The 25035-nt window shown below is 51.4% G+C and carries 15 protein-coding genes, 7 tRNA genes, 3 rRNA genes and 4 pseudogenes; 4 read left to right on the top strand and 25 right to left on the bottom strand.

The window, feature by feature from the left end; genetic code table 11:
- Positions 1-34: 34 nt before the first annotated feature.
- Both pruA and LG52_RS00325 read right to left on the bottom strand, forming a co-directional pair.
- Positions 35-1582: an L-glutamate gamma-semialdehyde dehydrogenase gene (pruA, locus tag LG52_RS00320; RefSeq protein ID WP_044730396.1), complete on the bottom strand. Its 1548-nt coding sequence runs from the start codon at positions 1580-1582 to the stop codon at positions 35-37.
- A 102-nt stretch (positions 1583-1684) separates the two neighbouring features.
- Positions 1685-3097: an amino acid permease gene (locus tag LG52_RS00325; protein WP_044730397.1), complete on the bottom strand. Its 1413-nt coding sequence runs from the start codon at positions 3095-3097 to the stop codon at positions 1685-1687.
- 235 nt (positions 3098-3332) lie between these two features.
- On the opposite strand from LG52_RS00325, the gene LG52_RS00330 reads away from it, so the two are divergent.
- From LG52_RS00330 to LG52_RS00340, 3 genes are read left to right on the top strand one after another with little or no spacing between them, the layout of a single operon-like run.
- Positions 3333-4706: a sigma-54 interaction domain-containing protein gene (locus LG52_RS00330; protein WP_044730398.1), complete on the top strand. Its 1374-nt coding sequence runs from the start codon at positions 3333-3335 to the stop codon at positions 4704-4706.
- 55 nt (positions 4707-4761) lie between these two features.
- The gene (locus LG52_RS00335) at positions 4762-5526 is read left to right on the top strand and encodes a TatD family hydrolase (RefSeq protein WP_044730399.1); all 765 of its coding nucleotides are present in this window, start codon (positions 4762-4764) and stop codon (positions 5524-5526) included.
- A gap of 39 nt (positions 5527-5565) precedes the next feature.
- Entirely contained in the window at positions 5566-6051 is a 486-nt protein-coding gene (locus LG52_RS00340) for a DinB family protein (RefSeq protein WP_044730400.1), read from the top strand.
- A gap of 69 nt (positions 6052-6120) precedes the next feature.
- On the opposite strand, the pseudogene LG52_RS19560 reads toward LG52_RS00340, so the two are convergent.
- The 3 genes and pseudogenes from LG52_RS19560 to LG52_RS00350 form a co-directional block, all read right to left on the bottom strand.
- Positions 6121-6425: pseudogene (locus tag LG52_RS19560) on the bottom strand (DUF817 family protein); the annotation flags it as partial.
- 1 nt (position 6426) lies between these two features.
- Positions 6427-6567, bottom strand: a pseudogene (locus tag LG52_RS19565) (DUF2975 domain-containing protein); the annotation flags it as partial.
- 28 nt (positions 6568-6595) lie between these two features.
- Positions 6596-7192, bottom strand: a complete 597-nt coding sequence (locus tag LG52_RS00350) for a kinase (RefSeq protein ID WP_044730402.1) — start codon at positions 7190-7192, stop codon at positions 6596-6598.
- A gap of 152 nt (positions 7193-7344) precedes the next feature.
- Here LG52_RS00350 and LG52_RS00355 point away from each other — a divergent pair, with 152 nt between their 5' ends.
- Positions 7345-8037: a lantibiotic protection ABC transporter ATP-binding protein gene (locus tag LG52_RS00355; RefSeq protein WP_044730403.1), complete on the top strand. Its 693-nt coding sequence runs from the start codon at positions 7345-7347 to the stop codon at positions 8035-8037.
- Between the two features lie 170 nt (positions 8038-8207).
- Here LG52_RS00355 and istB read toward each other — a convergent pair.
- The 20 genes and pseudogenes from istB to LG52_RS00455 form a co-directional block, all read right to left on the bottom strand.
- Positions 8208-8967 (bottom strand): annotated as a pseudogene (gene istB, locus LG52_RS00360) (IS21-like element helper ATPase IstB).
- Positions 8964-10166 carry an IS21 family transposase gene (gene istA, locus LG52_RS00365; protein WP_044730404.1) on the bottom strand — a complete coding sequence of 401 codons (1203 nt, stop codon included), beginning with the start codon at positions 10164-10166 and terminating at the stop codon, positions 8964-8966. Before istA ends, istB begins: the two are co-directional and overlap by 4 nt.
- Before the next feature lie 92 nt (positions 10167-10258).
- Positions 10259-10525 (bottom strand): annotated as a pseudogene (locus LG52_RS00370) (NUDIX domain-containing protein); the annotation flags it as partial.
- Between the two features lie 503 nt (positions 10526-11028).
- Entirely contained in the window at positions 11029-12831 is a 1803-nt protein-coding gene (glmS, locus tag LG52_RS00375; RefSeq protein ID WP_044730405.1) for a glutamine--fructose-6-phosphate transaminase (isomerizing), read from the bottom strand.
- Positions 12832-13362: 531 nt separating this feature from the next.
- Positions 13363-14712: a phosphoglucosamine mutase gene (gene glmM, locus LG52_RS00380; RefSeq protein ID WP_044730406.1), complete on the bottom strand. Its 1350-nt coding sequence runs from the start codon at positions 14710-14712 to the stop codon at positions 13363-13365.
- Positions 14713-14739: 27 nt separating this feature from the next.
- Positions 14740-15978 (bottom strand): YbbR-like domain-containing protein, encoded by a 1239-nt coding sequence (locus tag LG52_RS00385; protein WP_044730407.1) that lies wholly within the window; start codon positions 15976-15978, stop codon positions 14740-14742.
- Positions 15971-16792 (bottom strand): diadenylate cyclase CdaA, encoded by an 822-nt coding sequence (gene cdaA / locus LG52_RS00390; protein ID WP_044730408.1) that lies wholly within the window; start codon positions 16790-16792, stop codon positions 15971-15973. Before cdaA ends, LG52_RS00385 begins: the two co-directional genes overlap by 8 nt.
- Positions 16793-16864: 72 nt before the next feature.
- Positions 16865-17476 carry an anti-sigma-W factor RsiW gene (rsiW, locus tag LG52_RS00395; protein ID WP_044730409.1) on the bottom strand — a complete coding sequence of 204 codons (612 nt, stop codon included), beginning with the start codon at positions 17474-17476 and terminating at the stop codon, positions 16865-16867.
- A gap of 14 nt (positions 17477-17490) precedes the next feature.
- The gene (gene sigW / locus LG52_RS00400) at positions 17491-18054 is read right to left on the bottom strand and encodes an RNA polymerase sigma factor SigW (RefSeq protein WP_044730410.1); all 564 of its coding nucleotides are present in this window, start codon (positions 18052-18054) and stop codon (positions 17491-17493) included.
- Positions 18055-18255: 201 nt separating this feature from the next.
- Positions 18256-19155, bottom strand: coding sequence for an arginase (gene rocF, locus LG52_RS00405; protein ID WP_044730411.1), 900 nt, complete (start codon positions 19153-19155; stop codon positions 18256-18258).
- A 149-nt stretch (positions 19156-19304) separates the two neighbouring features.
- Positions 19305-19377: transfer RNA gene (locus LG52_RS00410), tRNA-Ala, on the bottom strand.
- A 5-nt stretch (positions 19378-19382) separates the two neighbouring features.
- Positions 19383-19454 (bottom strand) — tRNA-Gly (locus LG52_RS00415).
- Positions 19455-19458: 4 nt separating this feature from the next.
- Positions 19459-19534, bottom strand: a tRNA-Lys gene (locus LG52_RS00420).
- A gap of 156 nt (positions 19535-19690) precedes the next feature.
- A tRNA-Gln gene (locus LG52_RS00425) sits at positions 19691-19765 on the bottom strand.
- A gap of 115 nt (positions 19766-19880) precedes the next feature.
- Positions 19881-19952: transfer RNA gene (locus tag LG52_RS00430), tRNA-Glu, on the bottom strand.
- Between the two features lie 10 nt (positions 19953-19962).
- Positions 19963-20038, bottom strand: a tRNA-Thr gene (locus tag LG52_RS00435).
- A 7-nt stretch (positions 20039-20045) separates the two neighbouring features.
- Positions 20046-20120: transfer RNA gene (locus tag LG52_RS00440), tRNA-Asn, on the bottom strand.
- Between the two features lie 164 nt (positions 20121-20284).
- Positions 20285-20401 (bottom strand): 5S ribosomal RNA (gene rrf, locus LG52_RS00445).
- Between the two features lie 105 nt (positions 20402-20506).
- A 23S ribosomal RNA gene (locus LG52_RS00450) occupies positions 20507-23437 on the bottom strand.
- A gap of 529 nt (positions 23438-23966) precedes the next feature.
- Positions 23967-25035 (bottom strand): 16S ribosomal RNA (locus LG52_RS00455); the annotation flags it as partial.

The following is a 25035-nucleotide window of genomic DNA, read 5'->3' on the forward strand; positions in this document are numbered from 1 at the left end:
CTATAAAAGGGCGGACGCCGCCGCCCTTTTTGGTTTAAAACATTTCCGACACCGTTTTGGCTTGCATGTGAAGGATTAAATAGTCCGGGCCGCCTGCTTTCGAGTCAGTGCCCGACATGTTGAAGCCGCCAAACGGCTGATACCCGACGATCGCACCCGTGCAGCCGCGGTTGAAGTACAAGTTGCCGACATGGAACTCGTGCCGCGCTTTCTCGAGGTTCGCCCGGTTGCGCGAAATGACGGCGCCTGTCAATCCGTATTCCGTATTGTTCGCAATCTCAAGCGCATGGTCAAAGTCCCGCGCTTTCGCAAATGCCACGACCGGTCCAAAAATTTCTTCTTGCATGATGCGCGCGTTCGGGGCAACATCAGCAAACACGGTCGGCTGGATGAAAAACCCTTTCGAATCGTCTCCTTCTCCGCCCGTCATGAGACGGCCTTCTTGTTTGCCGATTTCGATATACTCCATAATTTTGTTGTACGCCCCTTGGTCGATGACCGGGCCCATAAACGTCGCTTGCTCCGCCGGGTCGCCGACGTTGAGCTGCTTCGTCAGCTCGACGACGCGGTTCAACACTTGGTCGTAGACATCTTGAACAACGATCGCGCGCGAGCACGCCGAACATTTTTGCCCCGAAAAGCCAAACGCCGACGCGACAATCGATTGCGCCGCCAGTTCGAGATCGGCTTCTTTATCGACGACGATGGCATCTTTGCCGCCCATTTCCGCGATGACGCGTTTCAGCCAAATTTGCCCTGGGTGCACTTTCGCTGCCCGCTCATAAATGCGGATGCCGACATCGCGCGAACCGGTGAAGCTGATAAACCGCGTGCGCGGATGATCGACCAAATAGTCGCCGACTTCTGCGCCGCTGCCCGGAATGTAGTTCAATACACCAGCCGGAAGCCCCGCTTCTTCCAACACTTCCACAAATTTATAAGCCACCACCGGCGTTGCGCTCGCCGGTTTCAACAGCACCGTATTGCCTGTCACCAGCGAAGCCACCGTCGTCCCCGCCATAATGGCAAACGGGAAGTTCCACGGCGAAATGACGACCCCGACGCCAAGCGGAATGTAGAAGAACCGGTTCGTTTCCCCCGGACGGCTCTCAACCGGAATACCGTCTTTCAACTTCAGCATCTGCCGGCCGTAATATTCCATAAAGTCAATCGCTTCCGCCGTATCGGCGTCCGCTTCGCGCCACGGCTTGCCCGCTTCTTTCACCATCCAAGCGGAAAACTCGTGCTTGCGCCGGCGCACGATCGCTGCCGCGCGGAACAAAATATCCGCCCGCGCTTCCGGGCTCGTCCGGCTCCATGTGCGGAACGCTTCATCAGCGGTTTTCATCGCCCGCTCCGCCAGCTCTTTGTTCGCTTTCGCCACCCGGCCGACCACTTCCGTTTTGTTCGCCGGGTTGATCGAAATGATTTTGTCTTCGGTCATGATGCGCTCGCCGCCGATGACAAGCGGATAGTCGCGCCCAAGCTCCGATTCCACTTTTTCGAGCGCCGCTAAAAACGCCTCACGGTTTGCTTCCACGGTAAAGTCGGTGAGCGGTTCGTGTCTGTACGGCTGCACCATTTCGTCATCCTCCTTTATTAAATTAAAGGCAAAAAAATTTTTCATCATAAAACGGTTTCATATTTATATTATGCAAATGATTATGGCATTTTTCAATTGTTTTTACTTGGCGGCCTTGAGCTCCCCTTTTTCCACGGTTAAAGGCTGAAGCCGTTTTTTCGCCACAAGGTGGTAGTACCCGTAGCAGGCGAGCAAAAACGGAATGCCGCAGTAAAGAGCGATCCGTTGGTCTGGGATAAAGGCCAGCCCGATGATCGTTGCCATATTCAACGCAAACGCAGCCAGCGGCACGAACGGATACAACGGCGTCCGGTATTTCAGATCGCGCACATCGCCGCCTTCACGCAAAAACGCTTTCCGGCCGAAATAACTTGACAGCGCGATCGAAGCCCACACCGTGACGGCGCCAAATCCAGCGATCGCCGTCAGCCAGACGTAGACCGTATCTTCGGCGTAAATGCTGCACAACAGAGACAAGCAGCCGATGGCAATGCTGGCAATAAGCGCATTGATGGGCACGCCGCGTTTCGATAGCTTGCTGAAAAACGGAGTGACCATGCCTTGGCGCGACATCGACCAGAGAACGCGCGATGTCGCATATAAGCCTGAGTTGGCCACCGACAGCACCGCGGTAATAATCACAAAGTTCATGATATCGGCCGCATACGGAATGCCGATATTGTCAAACACCACCACAAACGGACTTTCAACAACGCCGGCTTTCTCCCACGGAAACAAACCAGCCAGCACAAAAATGGCCAAAATAAAGAAAATCAAAATGCGCCATACGGTGTTGCGCAACGCAACCGGCACCGTTTTTTCCGGCTCGCGGCTTTCCCCTGCCGCCACGCCGACCAATTCCGTCCCCTGGAACGAAAAGTTCACGAGGATCATCGTCGTAAAGATCGCCCAAAACCCGTTCGGAAACAAGCCACCATGGTCTGTAAAATTCGAGAAAAACGGGGCAGGTTGTCCATTTTTCATATGGATGACTCCAAACATCGCCGCCAACCCAAGGACAATAAAAGCGATGACCGTCAACACTTTCACGCTTGAAAACCAAAACTCCACCTCGCCAAACCCCTTGACTGACAACGCATTGATCAAAAAGAGCAACAAAGCGAAGACGGCGCAAAACACCCATGTCGGCACATCGGGAAACCATCGTTTCATGAGGATGCTGACGGTGAGAAGCTCGATGCCGACCGTCACCGACCAGTTCAGCCATGACAGCCAACCGATGCAATACCCCACTGCCGGCGAGATGAACTTCGTCGCATACGTCTGATACGACCCGGCATCGGGAATTCTCACGGCCAATTCTCCTAACGAAAGCATTGTCAAATACATGACCAATCCGCCAAAAAGATAAGCAACGACGGCCCCTCCTGGCCCCGCCTCATGAATCGTATAACCCGATCCTAAAAACAAACCGGTGCCGATCACTCCGCCTAGCGCGATCATAAATAAATGCCTACTTTTTAGCTCTCGTTTCAGTTCTTGCACTGGTTGCATCCGAAAACTCTCCCCTCTCTATGATAGATTCCGCAACCGCTTACATTTTTATCAAACGAACAGCAACCTCCTTCTACGCAAAATTATTTTTCACTTTCTAATGTATCACAACTTTATTATGAAATTATTTTTTTCTATTTTCAATATATTTAGCAAAAATTTTTTTCGCACCTTTCTTTCCCTTCCTGTCTCCCGTCCGCCTTATGCTATAATACAAAAAAGAGAGGTGCTGATCGTGAACCGGGATATGGAAACGCTTTTATCGATGTACGAGCAAATTCTTGAAATGATCGACCTTGGCGTCCATGCGGTCGACCAACATGGAAAAACCGTCATTTACAATCGGAAAATGCGGGAGATCGAAGGAATGGACGTTGAGGACGTGCTCGATAAAAACATTTTAGACGTCTTCCGCTTCAACCCGGAGCAGCCGAGCACATTGCTTGAAGCGCTGCGCACCGGTGAAAGCATCCTAAACAAACAGCAAACGTATTTCAATAACAAGGGTCAAGCAGTCACGACCATCAATCAAACGCACCCGCTGCAAAAAGACGGGCGCATCATCGGTGCAGTGGAAATCGCCAAAGACATCACCAAATTCCGCAAGCTCATCCAAGAGCAGCACCAGCGTGGTGAAGCCGGTCGCACGTTTGCGGACATCATCGGCCAAAGCGAAGCCATGCAAAAGGCCATCCGTCTTGCTCGTCATGCCGCCCGTTCGGAAGCGCCTGTGCTGCTCATTGGCGAAAAAGGGACAGGAAAAGACTTGCTGGCTTCCTGCATTCACCACGAAAGCGAACGGCGATCCAAACCATTTTTTGCGCAAACGTGTTTGTCGCTTCCAGACGATTGGATCGAAACCATGCTGTTTGGCAGTGAAAAAGACGGCGAAACCCAAGTTGGATTGTTCGAACAGGCGGACGGCGGCACCGTGTTGCTTGACGATATCGATGCCTTAAGCCCGGCATTACAGGAAAAGCTCGTCCGTTTTCTGCAAGAAAGGCAATTTATCCGCGTTGGCGGCCGAAAACCGATCCAGGCCGACGTCCGCCTCATCGCCTCGACAAGCGGCGACCCGATTGACGCTGTTCAAGCGGGTAAGCTGCTTAAGCCGCTATACTATCAGCTTGCCGTCCACTGCATCGTCCTGCCGCCACTGCGCGAACGGAAAGAGGACATTTTGCCGCTCGCTATCCATTTCATCCGTCAAGGCAACGAGCGCTATGACCTACATGTCGAAGGACTCGGCGATGACGTGCAAGAGGCATTTCTCGCTTACAGCTGGCCCGGCAACGTGCGCGAACTTGAGGCGGTCATCTCAGAAACAATGGCGACGATGGAACAAGAGGAGACGATCACTCTCGCCCATCTCCCTGTCTCTTTTCGGGCCAAGCTCGCGCCCGATGATGCCAAAACGGACTTTTTATTTGATACGGAAGACATTTTGCCGCTTGACAAATACATGGAAGAAGTCGAAATTTACTACATCCGCAAGGCGCTGCAGCACCATGGCTTCAATATTACCAAAACGGCCAAAGCGCTTGGTTTGAGCCGACAAAACTTGCAATACCGCATCCGCAAGTATCAGATTGATAAGGAGTGGGGATGAAAAGGCGGAAAGCCTCAGCCGGCGGGACGGCAAAAAGGACAGGGGGGCGCTGTGGATGATCGACGCTCATATTCATCTCGAGCAGTACACGGACATCGATGAACAAATCAACCGTTGGCAAGAAGCGGGCATCACCGGCGTCGTCGCCGTATCCACCGATTTGCGCTCAAGCTGCCGGACGCTCGAGCTGAAGCAGCGATTCCCTTCGTTCGTCTACGCCGCCATCGGTTTTCATCCCGAACAGCCGCTGCCAAGCGGAGCCGATTGGAACGAATGGACGGAGCTCGTCAAGCAAGAGCGGCCGCTGCTCGACGCCATCGGCGAAGTCGGACTGCCGTACTACTCCGCTGAAGCGTGCATCGAGTTGCCCGCGCATCAAGAACGATTGGCGGAAATCGCGGCCATCGCCGCGGATGCCTCCTTGCCGCTCGTTCTTCACGCCGTATACGATCGCGCAGAAACGACCTTGGCCATGTTGCGGCAGGCCGGCATCCGACAAGCCCATTTCCACTGGCTGAAGGCGGATCCAGCTGTGGTCAAACAAATCGTCGAGTGCGGCTACTATATTTCCGTCACGCCGGAAGTGTGCTACCGCGAGCGCGACCAAAAGCTGTTATCCCTCGTTCCCATCGAGCAGCTGCTTCTCGAAACCGACGGCCCATGGCCGTTTGCAGGTCCATTCCACGGAAAGCTGACGACGCCGTTATGGCTGTTGGACTCCGTCCGTGCCGTCGCTAAACACTATGGCCAAGATATCGAACAAGTCAAAACAATCATCACCTCGAACACGAAACGGCTTTACGGCTCGCCGCCCATGTAGTATGATCAAACAAAATCCACATGGAAACGAGGGAAAATTATGGATTATAACGAACAAGTGCGTCAACAACTGATCGAAAGTGTTTCCGGGCTATCGGACGAACAGCTGAACACCCGGGCGGCGAAAGGGACTTGGACCATCGCCCAAGTGCTTGAACATTTGTACTTAATCGAAACATCGATCGCAGCCATGATCGCCCATACATTGACGCATGGCGTGAGCCAGCCCGTCGAGGAGAAACCGATCCACTTGACGGTGGACCGTTCGAAAAAAGTGGAGGCGCCTGATTTCGCCCGCCCGAGCGATCGCTTTTTCTCTTGGCGTGAGCTGGAAGAAAAATTGCGCCAATCGCGGCAACGGTTGCGCCAAATCACGGAACAAGCCAACCCGGCTGATTGGGAAGCCAAATCGTTCCCACATCCAATTTTTGGGCCCTTGAATTTGAAGCAATGGGTCGAATTTGTCGGCTACCATGAACAGCGCCACCTCGCCCAAATTGAAGAAATCAAGGCACAGCTCCCGTGAGGAACGAGCCCCTCATAAAGAAAAAACCGAGCAGCGGCCAGCCAATTCCCAGCCCTGCTCGGCTTACAACTATTTCCCATCTTCAAGTGAACGCTCCATCGCTCCTGTCACAGGGATTGTTCGTTATGGAGATATCTCCCCTTCACTTGCTTTAACGTCGCCACGATGAGAAAACTGACAATGACGAGCAAACACCACGAGCTCACTTTCCCCACATGGACAAGGCTCCACGCCTTCGCTTGGTTTGGATATTGCCAAGCGCCAAAAAAGGTGGCGATGTTTTCCGCGGTCCAGATGAAAAATCCGATCAGCAAAAAGGACAGAACAAGCGGCATCCGGCAGCGGATTCCCCCGACCTCATAGGTCACCCATGACGTATTTGATCGCCTTTAACGCTTTGACCGATGACTTGGAAAACACGTCGTTTCGGTCAATATAAGTCAACAACCGGAACGCTTGGTACAGCGCTACATAAAACGGCAGCGCGGATGCATCGAATACAAGGAAGACGAAAATTTTGTGTAACAGGCAATGACTCTCCCTATTACGACATATCGAAAACAACGTCCGCGCGCTTGATCGGTTCTTCTGTTTTCAAATAATAGTCTTCTGCTTTCCAATACCGGTTGATGAACTTTTGGATGTTTTGTTTCACCTGATCGTTTTCACGGGCAAAGCGAATCTCCCGCAGACAATCCAAATAGACGACAAAGTCAAAAAACGGCCTCCATTCTTTCCTTTGCAGAAAAACACCTTCAATCATGATCATGTCCGAATCAGAGAGATAAACCGTTCGCTTCGAGTGCGCATCAGCCTCATGATCATAAAACGGCAGGGTCAACTGGTGGGATGCTTTGAGTTGACGGAACAACTGATGCGTTAGCCACTCTACATCCCACTGTAAATAATAATATTCAAACCATTCTTCGTTTCCCGTATGATAACGTTTGGCGCGCTCGACAATATGATCATCCATGTGAAAAACACACACGGAGACGCCTTGCTCCTGCAGCGTTTGACTCAACTGATTGGCTAATGTCGTTTTGCCCGATCGGCTTAGCCCATCAATCCCGAGGACCAATCGACCCGCTGTTTTGATCGCCAGAATGGACTTGCATAAGAAGTCGATGCGATCACGCAAACCCTATCTCCCCCCCTACACGTCTCTCCTTTGCCAAATTTCCGTGCTTTTTTCTGATAAAAACATTATAAGGACGTATTACTATAAAAGCAACACAGAGACGATGATTAGTCTCGCTAACAAAACCGTTCATTAATGAAAGGAGCATGAACATGGGAGAATATCTATTGGAAACTCATCATTTAAGCAAAACGTTTGGCAAACAGCTAGCGGTGGACAATGTGTCAATGAGAGTGAAAAAACAGACGATTTATGGACTGCTCGGGCCAAACGGAGCGGGGAAGTCAACGATTTTAAAAATGCTGACAGGGCTGCTGCGTCCGACAAAAGGGGAAATCATGATCAACGGCCATCCTTGGAGCAGAAAAGATTTGAAAGACATTGGGGCGCTAATCGAATCCCCGGCTCTTTACGGCAATTTAACGGCCTATGAGAATTTACTCGTGTATGCCAAACTGCTAAATTTGCCAAATTCGAGAATCGAGGAAGTGCTGAAAATTGTCGGTTTAGAAAACACGGGCAAAAAGAAAGTCTCCCAATTTTCTCTCGGGATGAAGCAGAGGTTGGGAATTGCCAAAGCTCTTTTAAACTCCCCGAAACTGCTCATTCTCGACGAACCAACGAACGGACTGGACCCATTAGGTATACAGGACTTGCGAACCCTTATCCAATCGTTTTGCGAAAATGGAATGACGATCATCTTATCAAGCCATATTTTATCAGAAGTCAAACAATTAGCCGATTACATTGGCATTATTCAAAATGGGGCGCTCAAATACGAAGGCAAAATCAGCGAAAATGAAGATCTTGAAAAACTCTTTATCGATGTAGTGAGTGAAAGATGAAGGAAGGTGGACGTGATGCTAACGATGATCGAGTCTGAACGTTTAAAATATAAGCGGACGTTTGCCAAAAAAACTGGTATTTATCGCTCCGTTTTTCTTTGTCCTGTACGCCTGTCAAGGCCGATTATTTTTTCCCCAAAATCGCCGGTTTAAAATTCCCCAGAAGGACCTTATTGATCCTTCTGTTTTTCTTGTTGGAGCCTCTTTTCCCGTAATCGATAGCTTTCCCCCTTTAGGTTGAAAATGATGGAATGATGCAGTAATCGATCTAACATCGCGGTCGCCAATACCGAGTCTCCCACAACTTCTCCCCATTCCCCAAAGCTTTTGTTGGAGGTGAGGATAATCGGGGCATGTTCATACCGACGGGCGATGACCTGAAATAAGTAATGAGCGCTGTTTGGGTCCAATTTTAAGTACCCCATTTCATCCATAATGAGAATGGTTGGCTTCACAAACATGCGAAGCTTTTTTTCCAGCTTTCCTTCCTGGTCGGCTTTTCTTAACTGAGTGACCAAATCATGGGCGGTAATAAAATACGTTTTATACCCTCTTGCGATCGCCTCCATTCCAATCGAAATAGCCAGATGTGTCTTTCCAATCCCCGGCGGACCGAGAAAAAGAATATTCTCCTTTCGATCAATAAACGATAAGGTAAGCAGCTCTCGAATCCGGCGCTCATCCACGGAAGGCAGTGCGTTAAAATCAAACGTATCGATCGATCGTCTTGCGATATGGCAGTTTGGACAGTTTGATGAGCGTTTGGATCGATCGTTCCTGTTTTTCGATGATTTCCGCCTCTAATAAGCGGAATAAAAACTCCGAATATGGTATATTATGAGTAGCTGCGTATTCTGTCATGGCGGACCATCGTTCCGCCATGACAGGCAAATGGAGTCGGTGGCAATACTCGTGTATTTGTTCTTTCATGAGCTTTCCCCTCGCAGGAACGTGTCATAAACGGACAATGGACGAGTATCCACTTCCACCGAAACAGGCGAAATGGTGACGGCCGTTTCCGTCTGTTTCTTTTTGATTTTTTCGGCGAATGAAATCACTTTTTTCTGTTGGTTCAAGTAAGAAATCTCCTCCCCTCGATAATACAATCGAATATCCCCATTTAATCGCTCCTTCACCAGAATTTCTTTGCCCGCATACTCCGCCGATAGAAGCCATTGTTCCCCTTTGTAAGAGAAACTGCCATCCCAATGCACCTTCCGATAGGAAAGATAGCTCGTATCGTAATCGTTCAACGGGAGAGGTTTCAGCTGTTCCTCTGCCCAACGCTCTTGCGGAGGAATGCCGGTAGTGGCGTTTGGCTCCCGATTCGCCACTTGATCGAGCCAACGATGGAGAAGGAAATTCAATTCTTCGATACTTTCAAACGCTGTCCCCACATAGAAGTGATCCATGATATACTGAATGGCTCGTTCGACTTTTCCCTTTGTCTGGGCCCGGTAAGGCCGGCACACTTTTGGAATAAATCCGTAGTAACTCGCAAATTCAGAAAATCGTTGATTCCATTTCACCACTCCTTGTTCCCGGCCGTCTGTAACGGTCTTCATATTATCAAATAACACCTTCTTCGGAACTCCGCCGAAGTATTGGAAACTCTGAATCAGGCATTCCATTAAGTGTTCCTGGTCCTGGCTGGTCGTAAATACCGCGTATTTCATCCGCGAATAGCCTAATGTGGCCACAAATAGCGATAACTTGACTTTTCTCCCTTCGATTATCACCTCCCCGACTTCTTTCCAATCGACTTGCATTTGTTCACCAGGAAGCGTTTCATAACGAACGGTGTATTTCTTTTTCGCCGTCTCTCGGAAAGGTTTTATATAGTCCTTTAAAATCGTCTTTCCTCCTGTATAGCCCTGTTGTCGAATTTCGAAAAATAACTTTTCGCTATTGAACACCCCATCCTCTAACATTCGTTTTTGAAGATACTCTTTAAATGGATCTAACTTGCTTTTTCTTGGTTTTCGCTTAGATTTGGAAGGGGGATTGGGGGAGTGAATATATTTTCGAACGGTTTTCCGATCAATCCCCAACTCCCTCGCAATATCGGAAATACTCATTCCCCTTTCGTACATCTCTTTGATCATAAAAAATTCCCCTCTCGTAATCACGAACCATAGCTCCTCTCATTGACACTATGGTTCTATTGTAAGTGGGGAATTTTATTCCGGCTATATTGGGGATTTTATCATCGGCTTTAACAAACCATGTATCGTACATTTTCTTTTGGATTAACATATTCATCCAAACCTTTATAGATTAAATTTGAAACGGTTAAACCTGTCTCTTCCTTGACTTCTCTAATAGCCCCTTCTACGATACTTTCTGGAAATTCCACTTTTCCCCCTGGTGCTAAATATCCCGGAAAACCGAAATGGTTAGGTCGTTTAATTAATAAAACTTTATCTTCGTTTTGAATCATACACATCGTATAAATTCTATGTTCTACACTTTTCCAATCAACTGACATGATGTAGATTCTCCTTTCTAATTTATTTAAAATCTGAATATTTTTAATAATCATATACTGTTTCTTATTGAAACAACTCACCCGTTAGTCACCTATGCCCCATTCATGTCACCACATTTCAAAAAAATTATGTTCTCCCGTGTGATTTGAAGAAGATCGATATCTCACAATAATTGTACCATAATATTACAAATATTTTTAAAATATCCTGCTTTTTTTAGTGATTCTATCTGATCGAAAATAAAAAAGTGCTGGCATAAACCTATGCCAACACCTTTTCCCAGTTACCATTATTATTTTCTAGTTACCAACTTTATTTTTCAGTATGCGACTTTATTTTCCGCAGATAATAGAAAAAACAAAAGCCTGCTGGATTCACCAACAGGCTTTCAGTTCCCGACTTTTTTGTTCGGTACCTAACTTTTTTGTCCGGTTCCCGACTTTTTTGTCAAGTACCCGACTTTTTTGTCATTCAACAACAGCCTTTCCGACCAACGAACCGCTCACTCTACCGTCACGCTTTTCGCCAAGTTGCGTGGTTTGTCGACGTCGCAACCGCGATGCAAGGCCGCATAATACGCGATCAACTGCAGCGGTACGACGGAAACAAGCGGCGTGAGAGCCGGATGGACGGCTGGGATGATGAAGCGATCTCCTTCTCCTTCTAAGCCGCGCATCGAGATAACGCATGGATTCGCGCCACGGGCAACGACTTCTTTTACATTGCCGCGAATGCTTAAGTTGACGTGCTCTTGGGTAGCGAGGGCGATGACCGGCGTGCCATCTTCGATGAGGGCGATCGTACCGTGTTTCAACTCACCACCAGCAAACCCTTCCGCTTGGATATAGGAGATTTCTTTCAGCTTGAGCGCACCTTCTAAGCAGACATAGTAGTCAACCGCACGGCCAATAAAGAAGCAGTTGCGCGTCAGCGTTAAGTAGTCGCTCGCGATTTTCTCCATTTCCTCTTTCGCGTCGCACAGCATTTCCATCACATTGGCGATGATGGCGAGCTCTTTTGTCAAGTCAAAATCCAATTCGAGGCCTTTTGCTTTCGCCGCGGCCGCCGCCAAAATCGCCAGCACCGCAATTTGCGCCGTGTACGCCTTCGTCGAAGCTACCGCGATTTCCGGGCCGGCGTGCAATAAAAGCGTATAGTCAGCTTCGCGCGACAACGTCGAACCTGGGACGTTCGTGATCGTGATCGCTTTATGGCCGAGTTTGTTCGTTTGCACGAGCACGGCGCGGCTGTCAGCTGTCTCGCCGCTTTGCGAAATAAAGAGGAAGAGCGGCTTTTCCGACAACAGCGGCATGTTGTACGAAAATTCGCTGGCGATGTGCACTTCAACCGGAATTTTCGCCCACGATTCGATCAATTGTTTGCCGACGAGACCCGCGTGGTAGCTCGTTCCGCACGCGACAATGTACAGGCGGTCAGCGTTCAGCACTTCGTTGATGATCGCTTGGTCAATCGCCAATCCGCCGTTTTCATCTTGGTACTTTTGGATGATGCGGCGGATGACAAATGGCTGCTCGTCGATTTCTTTCAACATATAGTGCGGATACGTTCCTTTTTCAATGTCGCTCGCATCGAGCTCGGCCGTAAACGGCTGCCGTTCGACGGTTTCACCGTCCAGCGTTTGAATCGTGACGTTCTCGCTCGTGACGATGACCATTTCCCCGTCCATCAGTTCGACGAATTGGTTGGTCACTTGAAGCATCGCCATCGCGTCGCTGGCGACGACATTAAACCCATCACCCAATCCGACGAGAAGCGGGCTTTTGTTTTTCGCTGCGTAGATCGTGTTTTCGTCTTGCGCATCGATCATGGCGATGGCGTACGACCCTTTTAACAGCGAGAGCGTTTTTCGAAACGCTTCTTTCGTCGTCAGCCCGTCGTGGACAAATTTTTCCACAAGCTGGACAATCACTTCCGTGTCGGTGTCGCTTTGAAACGCGACATCGGCTAAATAATCGCGCTTCACCATTTCATAGTTCTCGATGACGCCGTTATGCACGAGCGTAAAACGGCCCGACGCGCTTTGATGCGGGTGAGCGTTCACCCGGCTTGGCGCCCCGTGCGTCGCCCAACGTGTATGGCCGATGCCGACGGTCGCTTTCACATTCGGATCGACGATGCGGCGCAAATCTGCGATCCGTCCTTTTTCCTTAAATACGTGCACGCCGTTTTCGTTCAATACGGCGATCCCCGCCGAATCGTAGCCGCGATACTCGAGTTTTTCCAATCCGCGCAGTAAAATTTCTTTCACATCTTGGTAACCGATATAACCAACAATGCCGCACATGGCAAATGTTCCTCCTTTTCATCTTGGAGGCTGCCGCCAACGAGATCCGTTCTGTCCAGTTGTCAAAGAGCAAATTAGGGGCCTCGCCGATGAACGCGGCAGACTCCCTTCTTGTGGGTTCGTGCGATGACATCCTCCCCTTTGTGCAAAGGGTCACCCCTTTGTTTTAAGAGAGGACTTGCGGCTGTCATCGCTCCAGCCGGGAGGCATCCGCCGAAAACCTCGATAAACCTCCTCCTCGTCAACTAAGCGCGCTTCCGCTCCGCGCTTAGTCCAGGCGCTTTTGTCTCGTCAAAACCGATGCAACAACCAACCACCTTTTTGCTTTGTTGGCCATGCCTGCGGTTGCGGCAAGCCATCACTTCACCATGTTCCGTTCTTCGCCCTTCCATCGCCTCCTTTCAAGAAAAAGGCAACAACGTTAATATTACAGGACATTCCCATCGGCGTCAACTATCTGTATAAAATAACCTATGCATAAACGGAAGCGAACGTTCCGTTTATGCATAGGGTGGTTGTCCAAGCGGACGGTTATTCCGCTCCCATTTCACGGCGGACGACATCCGCGATCCGCTCAACATAGGCGCGGCACGCTTCCTCCGTCGGGGCCTCAGCCATAATGCGCACGAGCGGTTCGGTGCCCGATGGGCGGACAAGAACGCGGCCGTTGCCGTTCATTTCCGCTTCCACTTCTGCGATCACACTCTTCACTTGCTCATTTTCCATCACTTTTTCTTTCTCTTTTACCCGGACGTTCACAAGCAGCTGCGGATATTTTTTCATTTCGCCCGCCAATTCGGAAAGCGGCTTGCCTTTGATTTTCATGATGTTGACAAGCTGAAGCGCCGTCAACATCCCGTCTCCCGTCGTGTTGTAGTCGAGGAAGATGATGTGTCCGGACTGCTCGCCGCCGAGGTTGTAGCCGTTCTTTTTCATTTCCTCGACGACATAGCGGTCGCCGACAGCTGTCTGCACGCTTTTAATGCCTTGCGCCTCAAGCGCTTTGTAAAACCCGAGATTGCTCATGACGGTTGAGACGACGGTTTGTTGTTTGAGACGGCCTGTTTCTTTTAAATATTTGGCGCAAATGTACATAATTTGATCGCCGTCGACGATGCTGCCGTTCTCATCCACAGCGATGAGGCGATCGCCGTCGCCGTCAAAAGCGAGCCCGACATCAGCACCTTTTTCTTTGACAAACGCGGCCAGCGCTTCGGGATGGGTGGAGCCGACCCCTTCGTTAATGTTGAGCCCATTGGGCGACGCCCCCATCGTGACGACATCCGCATCCAAATCGGCAAATAAGTACGTTGCAAGCGATGACGTCGCCCCGTGCGCGCAGTCGAGGGCGATTTTCATCCCGGAAAAATCTTCTTCATCGATCGTTTGTTTTAAATACTGCAAATATTTTTGTCCGCCTTCAAAGTAGTCGTTGACTTGCCCAAGCCCAGCCCCAATCGGCCGCGGCAGCATGTCCTCCGCGCTGTCGATCAACGCCTCAATCTCCGCTTCCTGCTCATCCGACAGCTTAAACCCGTCCGGACCGAAAAATTTGATGCCGTTATCTTGCACCGGATTGTGGGAGGCGGAAATCATAATGCCGGCCTGCGCGCCGAGCGCCTTCGTCAAATAGGCGACGCCTGGCGTGGAGATGACGCCAAGGCGCATGACTTCCGCTCCAATCGAGAGCAACCCGGCGACAAGAGCCCCTTCAAGCATATGGCCGGAAATGCGCGTATCGCGCCCGATCAGCACTTTTGGGCGCTCAGCGCTTTTCGTCAGCACATATCCTCCGCAGCGCCCGATTTGAAACGCCAGCTCTGGCGTCAATTCACGATTCGCGACTCCTCGTACACCATCAGTGCCAAAATATTTGCCCATTGGCTCACTCTCTCCTTACTATGCAGTTTATTGTGCAGTTGCTTTTTCGCTAATATGAACCATCGCTGTTTCCGTCGAAGGTTGCCATTGAACGTCGTTAGGATTGTCCCATTGAATAGGGACTTGATGCTCGCCGACATCAAGCCCGCTGACATCGACATACAAACGGACGTCATCTTTTGTCAATCCGCGGACAATGTCAGGTGGACCGATCAGTCGAATCGTAATCTTTCCTTCAACCGGTTTGACAAATTCCGCTTTGTATGAATCCGGCAAGCCGACGACGGCGATCGGCACGTCTTTCCACGTTTGCGTGACGTCTTTTTCCACATCAATATGCACCTTGATTTTGTCTGGGTCGACGCTTTTTGCCCCATCAGGGAGCGGAACGTCAAGTTCTACCGTCTCATCATCGGTAATATCGTCCAAGTCAACTGTCAATCCTTCCAACTTGTCAATACGGTTCAGCACCTCTTTTGGTCCGTAAATCGTGACCCGATCCGGCTCCGGCGTGATGCTGACAAGATGCACGCCATCCGGCAGCTCCCCAGTTGTTCGCACTTGAACCGGCACCGTCTTGCTCGGGCTTTCCACCGGAACGGTCACTTCCACCGACGATGGCTCTGGTTCGATATCCAACTCATTCCCCCGCCGATCGTACACCCGAACGCGCGCTTCTCTCGTCAGCGTTTCCGTCGCTCCATCTAAGTCGACGATGGCTTTGACAAACGCAATCTCGTCGATCAGTTCCTTCGCCCCTGTAATCGTCACAGCATTTGGTTTCACCATCGGTTCTCCAACAGAATAGCCATCCGGCATTTTGTTTCGATTGAAAAATTCAACACCGACCGAAAACCGTTTCGACACTTTTTCGCGAATGGTCACTTTTGCCGAGGCAGGCTGAATCGTCACTTTCAACTTATCGGAAATGTCCCTGTATTTGATCGGCACCGTGTATGTCCCTAACGGCAATTCCGTTAAATCGACATACACTTCGAAATTCCGCTGCAGAGCCGTCGGCTTAACAATGCTGGCCGGCCCTTGGAGCGTAACATTCACGTATTTCGGGACGCCAGATACGACCAAGTTGTCTTCATCATAGTAAGCGACCACCGGAATATCGATCAGCGTTTCCGCATCTTCCTGGCCAAACGTGTTGCGCGTCTCGCCGGTTTTCGCCCCAACATTGGCCGACATATACAGCATAATCGCTAACAACAAGGAAACGACGCGAATAAACCAAGGATGGTCCATCAACTTATCCATGTTTCTTCCCCCTCCATTGCCAACGGGAAGAGGCGGACGCCTTCGTCGCTGGAGCAAGTTCGCCGGTCAACAGCTCCCGAAACTCATCGATCGTTAAATCGCGGTACAGCTCACCGTTTTTCGTCAACGATACTGCTCCCGTCTCTTCCGACACGACAACAGTGACACTGTCCGTCACTTCGCTGATGCCGAGCGCCGCCCGATGGCGTGTTCCGAGCTCTTTCGAAATAAACGGACTTTCCGATAACGGTAAATAACAGGCCGCCGCAGCGATTTGATTTTTTTGAATAATGACCGCCCCGTCATGAAGCGGCGTGTTCGGAATGAAAATATTAATAAGCAGCTCGGACGATACGTGTGCGTTCAACAAAATTCCGGTTTCGACGTAATCATTCATCCCTGTCTCCCGCTCGATGGAAATCAGCGCGCCGATGCGCCGTTTCGCCATATACTCGGTCGCTTTTACAATAGCTTCTACCATTCGCATTCGGTCTTCATCTTCATTAACCGTATTGCGGGTGAACAGCCTTCCGCGGCCGAGCTGCTCAAGCGCGCGCCGCAATTCCGGCTGAAAAATGATGATGATCGCGAGAAACCCCCAAATGATCGCCTGATCCATCAGCCATTGCAGCGTCGTCAATCCGAGATAATTGCTCACAAAACGCACTAAAATAATTAAAAAAATGCCTTTTAACAGCTGAATGGCCTTCGTCCCGCGGATCATCATGATCAACTTGTAAATCACATACCAAACGACAAGAATATCAACCACTTTTAACAAATATGACACGATGGGGAGCTCTTCGAAGGACATCTTCACACTTCCTTTATCTCTAATTCCAATCTGCTGATGGTCATGGAAAAAGCCATCGAACGATGGCTGCCATCATTCAATCGATTGGAGCGCACGATTGAACCTTTCTTTAATATTATACCAAATCCATTCAAACACTTGATTAATTTCCTCCACTTCTCCTGTCACTTGCCCGGCGGACGCCATATATTTCTTTCCATGGATCACAGTCACATCCCCATCAACCGTTCCTTCAATCCGAATCGAGCCATTGCGGACGACAATATCCCCTTTGACCGTTTCTCCTTTCGGCACGATGACAGTATGGTCGCGGATGATGACATGTTCATCAGCAGAGACGGAAAACGCGCCTCTTTCTCCCCATGAAGAAGCGAAGCTGCCCAAAGTGAGCGCTAAAAACAACGAAGCAGCCGTGAGCAGCGGATGACGATGCATAAAACGGCGCAGCCGCGCGGTCTTTCTCTCTTGCGGCATGGCCTCCATGACCTTAGCCGAAAACGACGGCGGCGCCGCAACGTGGGCGGCATATTGGAGGAAAGCAACCGTTTTTTTCAGCTCGTGAAAATGGGCAGCGCACGCCGCGCAAGAACGCAAGTGTTCTTTCAGCCGCTGCTCTCCTTCTGGCTGAAGATCCCCATCTAAATAGCTATGCATGAGCAACATGATTTCTTTCGGACATTTCATGATCTCCCACCCTCTTATAAATGGCCCAATTGCCTGCGCAACGCTTCGCGGCCGCGATGCAGCCGCGTTTTTACCGTGCCGATCGGCAACCCTAAAACTTCGCTGATTTCTTGCAACGACAAATCTTCCATATATTTCAACACGATCACGCTTCGATATTTTTCTGGCAACCGCTCAATCGCCCGCTGCACCGTCTCTTGCAGCTCCAGACTTTCCACCGCCTCCTCCGGAGATGCTTCGCGGGAAGGAAGCTGAGCCTGCATCGTCAACCCGTCCGTGCCTCCGACCTCTTCATCTAAATACACGTCCGGTTTCCGTTTCCGCAATTTATCGATCGTCAAGTTCGTGGCAATTCGGTACAGCCAAGTAGAAAATTTCATTTCTGGATTGTACGTATCAATATGGGTGTAGGCGCGGATAAACGCCTCCTGCGCCGCATCTTCCGCCTCATGCCGATTGCCGAGCATTCGATAGCAAAGGCGGTAAATCTTGTCCTTATACAAATCGACAAGATCTGCGTATGCATTTTGATCCCCTTTTTGGATCGCCTTAATTCTCTTTTTAATAAATAGATCCATAAAATACAATACCCCCGCCTCACGGCTTACCGTATATTACGGCGCTCGATCAAGAAAAGTTTCATGCAACACATTTATTGTATCATACAACGGAAAAAGAGGGGACGCCAAACAAATGGCAGCCCCTCTTTCACAAACCGCGGGAACAAATCATCATCACATCCGTGAATCCCCGCAGCCAACCCTCTTTGCCCAAATGCATTAAATGAGTTTTTCACCAAACAACGACCCCATCAGCGCTACAGAAACTGACGCTGTTTTGTTCCGCTCATCCAAGATGGGGTTCACTTCGACAAATTCCGCTGAAGTGATGATTTGCGCTTCCGCCAGCATCTCCATCGCCAAATGGCTCTCGCGGTATGTCAATCCGCCAATGACAGGCGTTCCGACTCCCGGTGCGTCGCTTGGGTCAAGACCATCCAAGTCAAGCGACAAATGAACGCCATCCGTCCGTTCTTTTAAATAGGCGATCGTTTCTTCCATCACCCTTGTCATTCCGAGCCGATCGACCTCATGCATCGTGTAAATTTTGATGCCTTTTTCGCGAATAAACTTCTTCTCCCCGTCATCAAGGGAACGGACGCCGATCAACACGACATGCTCCGGCTTGATTTTCGGGCTGTATCCGCCGATTTGCGTCAGCGCCGGATGGCCAAACCCGAGGCTCGCCGCCAGCGGCATGCCATGAATGTTTCCAGACGGCGACGTTTCCGCGGTGTTGACGTCGCCGTGCGCGTCATACCAGATCACTCCAAGCCGCTCATAATGTTTCGCCACCCCAGCGAGCGTGCCAATGGCGATGCTATGGTCGCCGCCCAACACAAGTGGGAAGCGCCCCCGCTGAACGACTTGGTCAACCGCCGCCGCGAGTTTCTCATTCGCCTCCGCAACCGCTTTCAAATTGCGCAACCGTGAATCTCCTTGCTTATGCAACCTTTCAGCTTTTCCGATCGGGATATCTCCTAAATCTTCGATATCGTAATGAAGGCGTTCGAGCCGCTCAATCACACCCGCGTAACGCATCGCACTCGGCCCCATATCAACGCCGCGGCGCGTCTGCCCTAAATCCATCGGAACACCGATAATGGAAATTGGCTTCATGCTGTCTCCCACTCCTTTCTGATTCCCGTTACGTCTTTATTGTAGAGGAAAGAAAGGAGATGACTCAACTTGACAAAATTTTGAATATTTATACCGATATAACAAAAAAGAGCAGACTGCTTTTGGGTTTTCAAGCAGTCTGCTTTTGATGGAGCCTATCGGGATCGAACCGATGACCTCCTGCGTGCAAAGCAGGCGCTCTCCCAGCTGAGCTAAGGCCCCGCCCAAGCGGAAGACGGGACTCGAACCCGCGACCCCCACCTTGGCAAGGTGGTGTTCTACCACTGAACTACTTCCGCGCTGTGGTGAGCCATGGAGGACTCGAACCTCCGACCCTCTGATTAAAAGTCAGATGCTCTACCTACTGAGCTAATGGCTCATAGTTTAAGTATACACTCACAACCTACGATGTCCCTTCCTCTACCAGCCCATTCAAGGAAGTCGTATGCGTCGGGGCAACTCGCAGCGAACTCGAAGATGTAGCGCTCGTTACTGAGCTAATGGCTCATGACCATTTTTATGTACAAAAAAATAATGGCTGGGCTAGCTGGATTCGAACCAGCGCATCACGGAGTCAAAGTCCGTTGCCTTACCGCTTGGCTATAGCCCAACGTTATGAAGAATATATGCTGTACTCAATCGTTATTATGTCTCTATGATCAGTGAATTATACGCTTTTCATTTCGGCCAATCATCCTTGAAAGGACGATTGGCCGAAATGGGAGTGACCCGTACGGGATTCGAACCCGTGTTACCGCCGTGAAAGGGCGGTGTCTTAACCACTTGACCAACGGGCCGGAAAATAAATGGAGCTTCCAACCGGGCTCGAACCGGTGACCTCTTCCTTACCATGGAAGTGCTCTACCTACTGAGCTATGGAAGCGTAAAAATGGCTCCGCAAGTAGGATTCGAACCTACGACCTACCGGTTAACAGCCGGTTGCTCTACCGCTGAGCTATTGCGGAATGATGAGAAAACTATATGTCATGTGCATCTTCCCAATGTACTCGTTGCCTCCTCTACTAGCTAATCTAGCTAATTCAAGGAAGTGAGAAGCGTCGAGGCAACTCGTAGCGAATTCGAAGATGTGAAGCTCGTCGCTGAGCTATTTGCGGAATAATGAAACATTGCCTAGCAGCGACCTACTCTTGCAGGGGCGCTGGCCCCAACTACCATCGGCGCTGGAGGGCTTAACTTCCGTGTTCGGGATGGGAACGGGTGTTTCCCCTCCGCCATAGCCACTAGGCAAGCATTTTGATTTTGACATCATTTATTATACTTAGAAAATAAACAATGTCAAGAAGGAAATTCATTCCTTCAAAACTAGACAACCGTCGGAAGAAGCCGCTCATAGGTCAAGCCCTCGATCGATTAGTATCCGTCAGCTCCACGTGTCGCCACGCTTCCACCTCGGACCTATCCACCTCGTCATCTTCGAGGGATCTTACCCGCTTCACGCGGTGGGAAATCTCATCTTGAGGGGGGCTTCACGCTTAGATGCTTTCAGCGCTTATCCCGTCCGCACATAGCTACCCAGCGGTGCCCCTGGCGGGACAACTGGTACACCAGCGGTGCGTCCATCCCGGTCCTCTCGTACTAAGGACAGCTCCTCTCAAATTTCCTCCGCCCGCGACGGATAGGGACCGAACTGTCTCACGACGTTCTGAACCCAGCTCGCGTACCGCTTTAATGGGCGAACAGCCCAACCCTTGGGACCGACTACAGCCCCAGGATGCGATGAGCCGACATCGAGGTGCCAAACCTCCCCGTCGATGTGGACTCTTGGGGGAGATCAGCCTGTTATCCCCGGGGTAGCTTTTATCCGTTGAGCGATGGCCCTTCCATGCGGAACCACCGGATCACTAAGCCCGACTTTCGTCCCTGCTCGACCTGTCCGTCTCGCAGTCAAGCTCCCTTGTGCCTTTGCACTCTCCGAATGATTTCCAACCATTCTGAGGGAACCTTTGGGCGCCTCCGTTACCTTTTGGGAGGCGACCGCCCCAGTCAAACTGCCCGCCTGACACTGTCTCCCACCCCGCTAAGGGGTGCGGGTTAGAATTTCAATACCGCCAGGGTGGTATCCCACCGCCGCCTCCACCGAAGCTGGCGCTCCGGCTTCCCAGGCTCCCACCTATCCTGTACAAGCGATACCAAAATTCCATATCAGGCTGCAGTAAAGCTCCACGGGGTCTTTCCGTCCTGTCGCGGGTAACCTGCATCTTCACAGGTAGTATAATTTCACCGGGTCTCTCGTTGAGACAGCGCCCAAGTCGTTACACCTTTCGTGCGGGTCGGAACTTACCCGACAAGGAATTTCGCTACCTTAGGACCGTTATAGTTACGGCCGCCGTTTACTGGGGCTTCGGTTCGCACCTTCGCTTCCGCTAAGCGCTCCCCTTAACCTTCCAGCACCGGGCAGGTGTCAGCCCCTATACGTCGCCTTTCGGCTTCGCAGAGACCTGTGTTTTTGATAAACAGTCGCTTGGGCCTTTTCACTGCGGCTCTTCCAGGCTCTTCACCCGAAAGAGCACCCCTTCTCCCGAAGTTACGGGGTCATTTTGCCGAGTTCCTTAACGAGAGTTCTCCCGCGCGCCTTAGGATTCTCTCCTCGCCTGCCTGTGTCGGTTTGCGGTACGGGCACCTCTTCCCTCGCTAGAGGCTTTTCTTGGCAGTGTGGAATCAGGGACTTCCGGAATGCTCCGTCGCCGTCACCGCTTGGCCTTGCGATCCGCGGATTTGCCTGCGGATCAGCCTCACGGCTTGGACAGGCTCTTCCAGCCGCCTGCTCGCCCTATCCTCCTGCGTCCCCCCATCGCTCAAACGGGAAGAAGGTGGTACAGGAATCTCCACCTGTTGTCCATCACCTACGCCTTTCGGCCTCGGCTTAGGTCCCGACTAACCCTGAGCGGACGAACCTTCCTCAGGAACCCTTAGGCTTTCGGCGCAGAGGATTCTCACCTCTGTTTTCGCTACTCATACCGGCATTCTCACTTCTAAGCGCTCCACCAGTCCTTCCGGTCTGGCTTCTCTGCCCTTAGAACGCTCCCCTACCGATGACCAACGGTCATCCCGCAGCTTCGGCGGCACGTTTAGCCCCGGTACATTTTCGGCGCAGAGCCACTCGACCAGTGAGCTATTACGCACTCTTTCAATGGTGGCTGCTTCTAAGCCAACATCCTGGTTGTCTTGGCAACTCCACATCCTTTTCCACTGAACGTGCACTTCGGGGCCTTAGCTGGCGGTCTGGGCTGTTCCCCTCTCGACCACGGATCTTATCACTCGCAGTCTGACTCCCGGGCATAAGTCGTTGGCATTCGGAGTTTGACTGGGTTCGGTAACCCGGTTGGGGCCCCTAGCCCAATCAGTGCTCTACCTCCAACACTCTTAAACCCGAGGCTAGCCCTAAAGCTATTTCGGGGAGAACCAGCTATCTCCAAGTTCGATTGGCATTTCACCCCTACCCACACCTCATCCCCGCACTTTTCAACGTGCGTGGGTTCGGGCCTCCAGCCGGTGTTACCCGGCCTTCACCCTGGACATGGGTAGATCACCTGGTTTCGGGTCGACGACGACGTACTTGACGCCCTCTTCAGACTCGCTTTCGCTGCGGCTCCGCCTCTTCGGCTTAACCTCGCACGCCATCGTCACTCGCCGGTTCATTCTACAAAAGGCACGCCATCACCCATCAACGGGCTCTGACTACTTGTAGGCACACGGTTTCAGGTTCTCTTTCACTCCCCTCCCGGGGTGCTTTTCACCTTTCCCTCACGGTACTGGTGCACTATCGGTCACTAGGGAGTATTTAGCCTTGGGAGATGGTCCTCCCTGCTTCCGACGGGATTCCCCGTGTCCCGCCGTACTCAGGATCCGCTCGGGAGGGAACGAAGTTTCGACTACAGGGCTCTCACCTTCTCCGGCCGGCCGTTCCAGACCGGTTCGTCTACCCCGTTCCTTTCTCACTCCCATCGTGAGCGGTCCTACAACCCCAAGAGGACATGCCTCTTGGTTTGGGCTGTTCCCGTTTCGCTCGCCGCTACTCAGGGAATCGCATTTGCTTTCTTCTCCTCCGGGTACTAAGATGTTTCAGTTCCCCGGGTGTGCCCTCCATGCCCTATGGATTCAGGCATGGATACTGGCCCCCATTACGGACAGTGGGTTCCCCCATTCGGACATCTCCGGATCTACGCTTGCTTACAGCTCCCCGAAGCGTTTCGGCGTTTGCCCCGTCCTTCATCGGCTCCTAGTGCCAAGGCATCCACCGTGCGCCCTTTCCAGCTTAACCTAAAGCGTCTCGGCTTCTTCCTGCCTAGCTTCGGCTCGCCGCCGCTCGGGGTCAAATAACCTTCGCCTTCGGGATTAGAAATCCCTGTAGACGAAGAACATTTGCCCGTCGCGGCGAAACGCTCGCCTCCGCTTTTCCGGTTATCTAGTTTTCAAGGAACGAAGGTTGATTTTCTCTTTTTTAGGTTTGCGTCGAGGAATTCGGCTTCTCCGAATCCACTTTAGACGCAGACGCAAACGAGAAGAGTGAACCTGCTTACGTTGAAACAGCTTCGTCTTGCGTCGAGGAATTCGGCTTCTCCGAATCCGCTTGTAGACGCAGACGCCAAACATTTGAGAGAACATGACTCGTTCCCTCAAAACTGAACGAAACGAAAACGCGTTGTGCGTTGAATAACGACCCGTGTCTAGCTCCAGCGCCTGGCTCTCTTCTGCCAAATAACCTTCCCCCTCGGGGTGCAAGCACCCCTCTCGGTGAAGAACATTTGGCTTCGAGAGCCGATCGCGGCGCTTCCGCTTTTCGTCCTTAGAAAGGAGGTGATCCAGCCGCACCTTCCGGTACGGCTACCTTGTTACGACTTCACCCCAATCACTTGCCCCACCTTCGGCGGCTGGCTCCCGAAACGGGTTGCCTCACCGACTTCGGGTGTTGCAAGCTCTCGTGGTGTGACGGGCGGTGTGTACAAGGCCCGGGAACGTATTCACCGCGGCATGCTGATCCGCGATTACTAGCGATTCCGGCTTCATGCAGGCGAGTTGCAGCCTGCAATCCGAACTGAGAGCGGCTTTTTGGGATTCGCTCCCCCTCGCGGGTTCGCAGCCCTTTGTACCGCCCATTGTAGCACGTGTGTAGCCCAGGTCATAAGGGGCATGATGATTTGACGTCATCCCCACCTTCCTCCGACTTGTCGCCGGCAGTCCCTCTAGAGTGCCCAACCGAATGCTGGCAACTAGAGGCGAGGGTTGCGCTCGTTGCGGGACTTAACCCAACATCTCACGACACGAGCTGACGACAACCATGCACCACCTGTCACCCTGTCCCCCCGAAGGGGGAACGCCCAATCTCTTGGGTTGTCAGGGGATGTCAAGACCTGGTAAGGTTCTTCGCGTTGCTTCGAATTAAACCACATGCTCCACCGCTTGTGCGGCCCCCGTCAATTCCTTTGAGTTTCAGCCTTGCGGCCGTACTCCCCAGGCGGAGTGCTTATCGCGTTAGCTGCAGCACTAAAGGGTGTGACCCCTCTAACACTTAGCACTCATCGTTTACGGCGTGGACTACCAGGGTATCTAATCCTGTTTGCTCCCCACGCTTTCGCGCCTCAGCGTCAGTTGCAGGCCAGAGAGCCGCCTTCGCCACTGGTGTTCCTCCACATCTCTACGCATTTCACCGCTACACGTGGAATTCCGCTCCCCTCTCCTGCACTCAAGTCCCCCAGTTTCCAATGACCCTCCACGGTTGAGCCGTGGGCTTTCACATCAGACTTAAGGGACCGCTGCGCGCGCTTTACGCCCAATAATTCCGGACAACGCTCGCCCCTACGTATTACCGCGGCTGCTGGCACGTAGTTAGCCGGGGCTTCCTCGTGAGGTACCGTCACC

The sequence above is a fragment of the Geobacillus kaustophilus genome, assembly GCF_000948285.1.
Lineage (GTDB): Bacteria > Bacillota > Bacilli > Bacillales > Anoxybacillaceae > Geobacillus > Geobacillus thermoleovorans_A.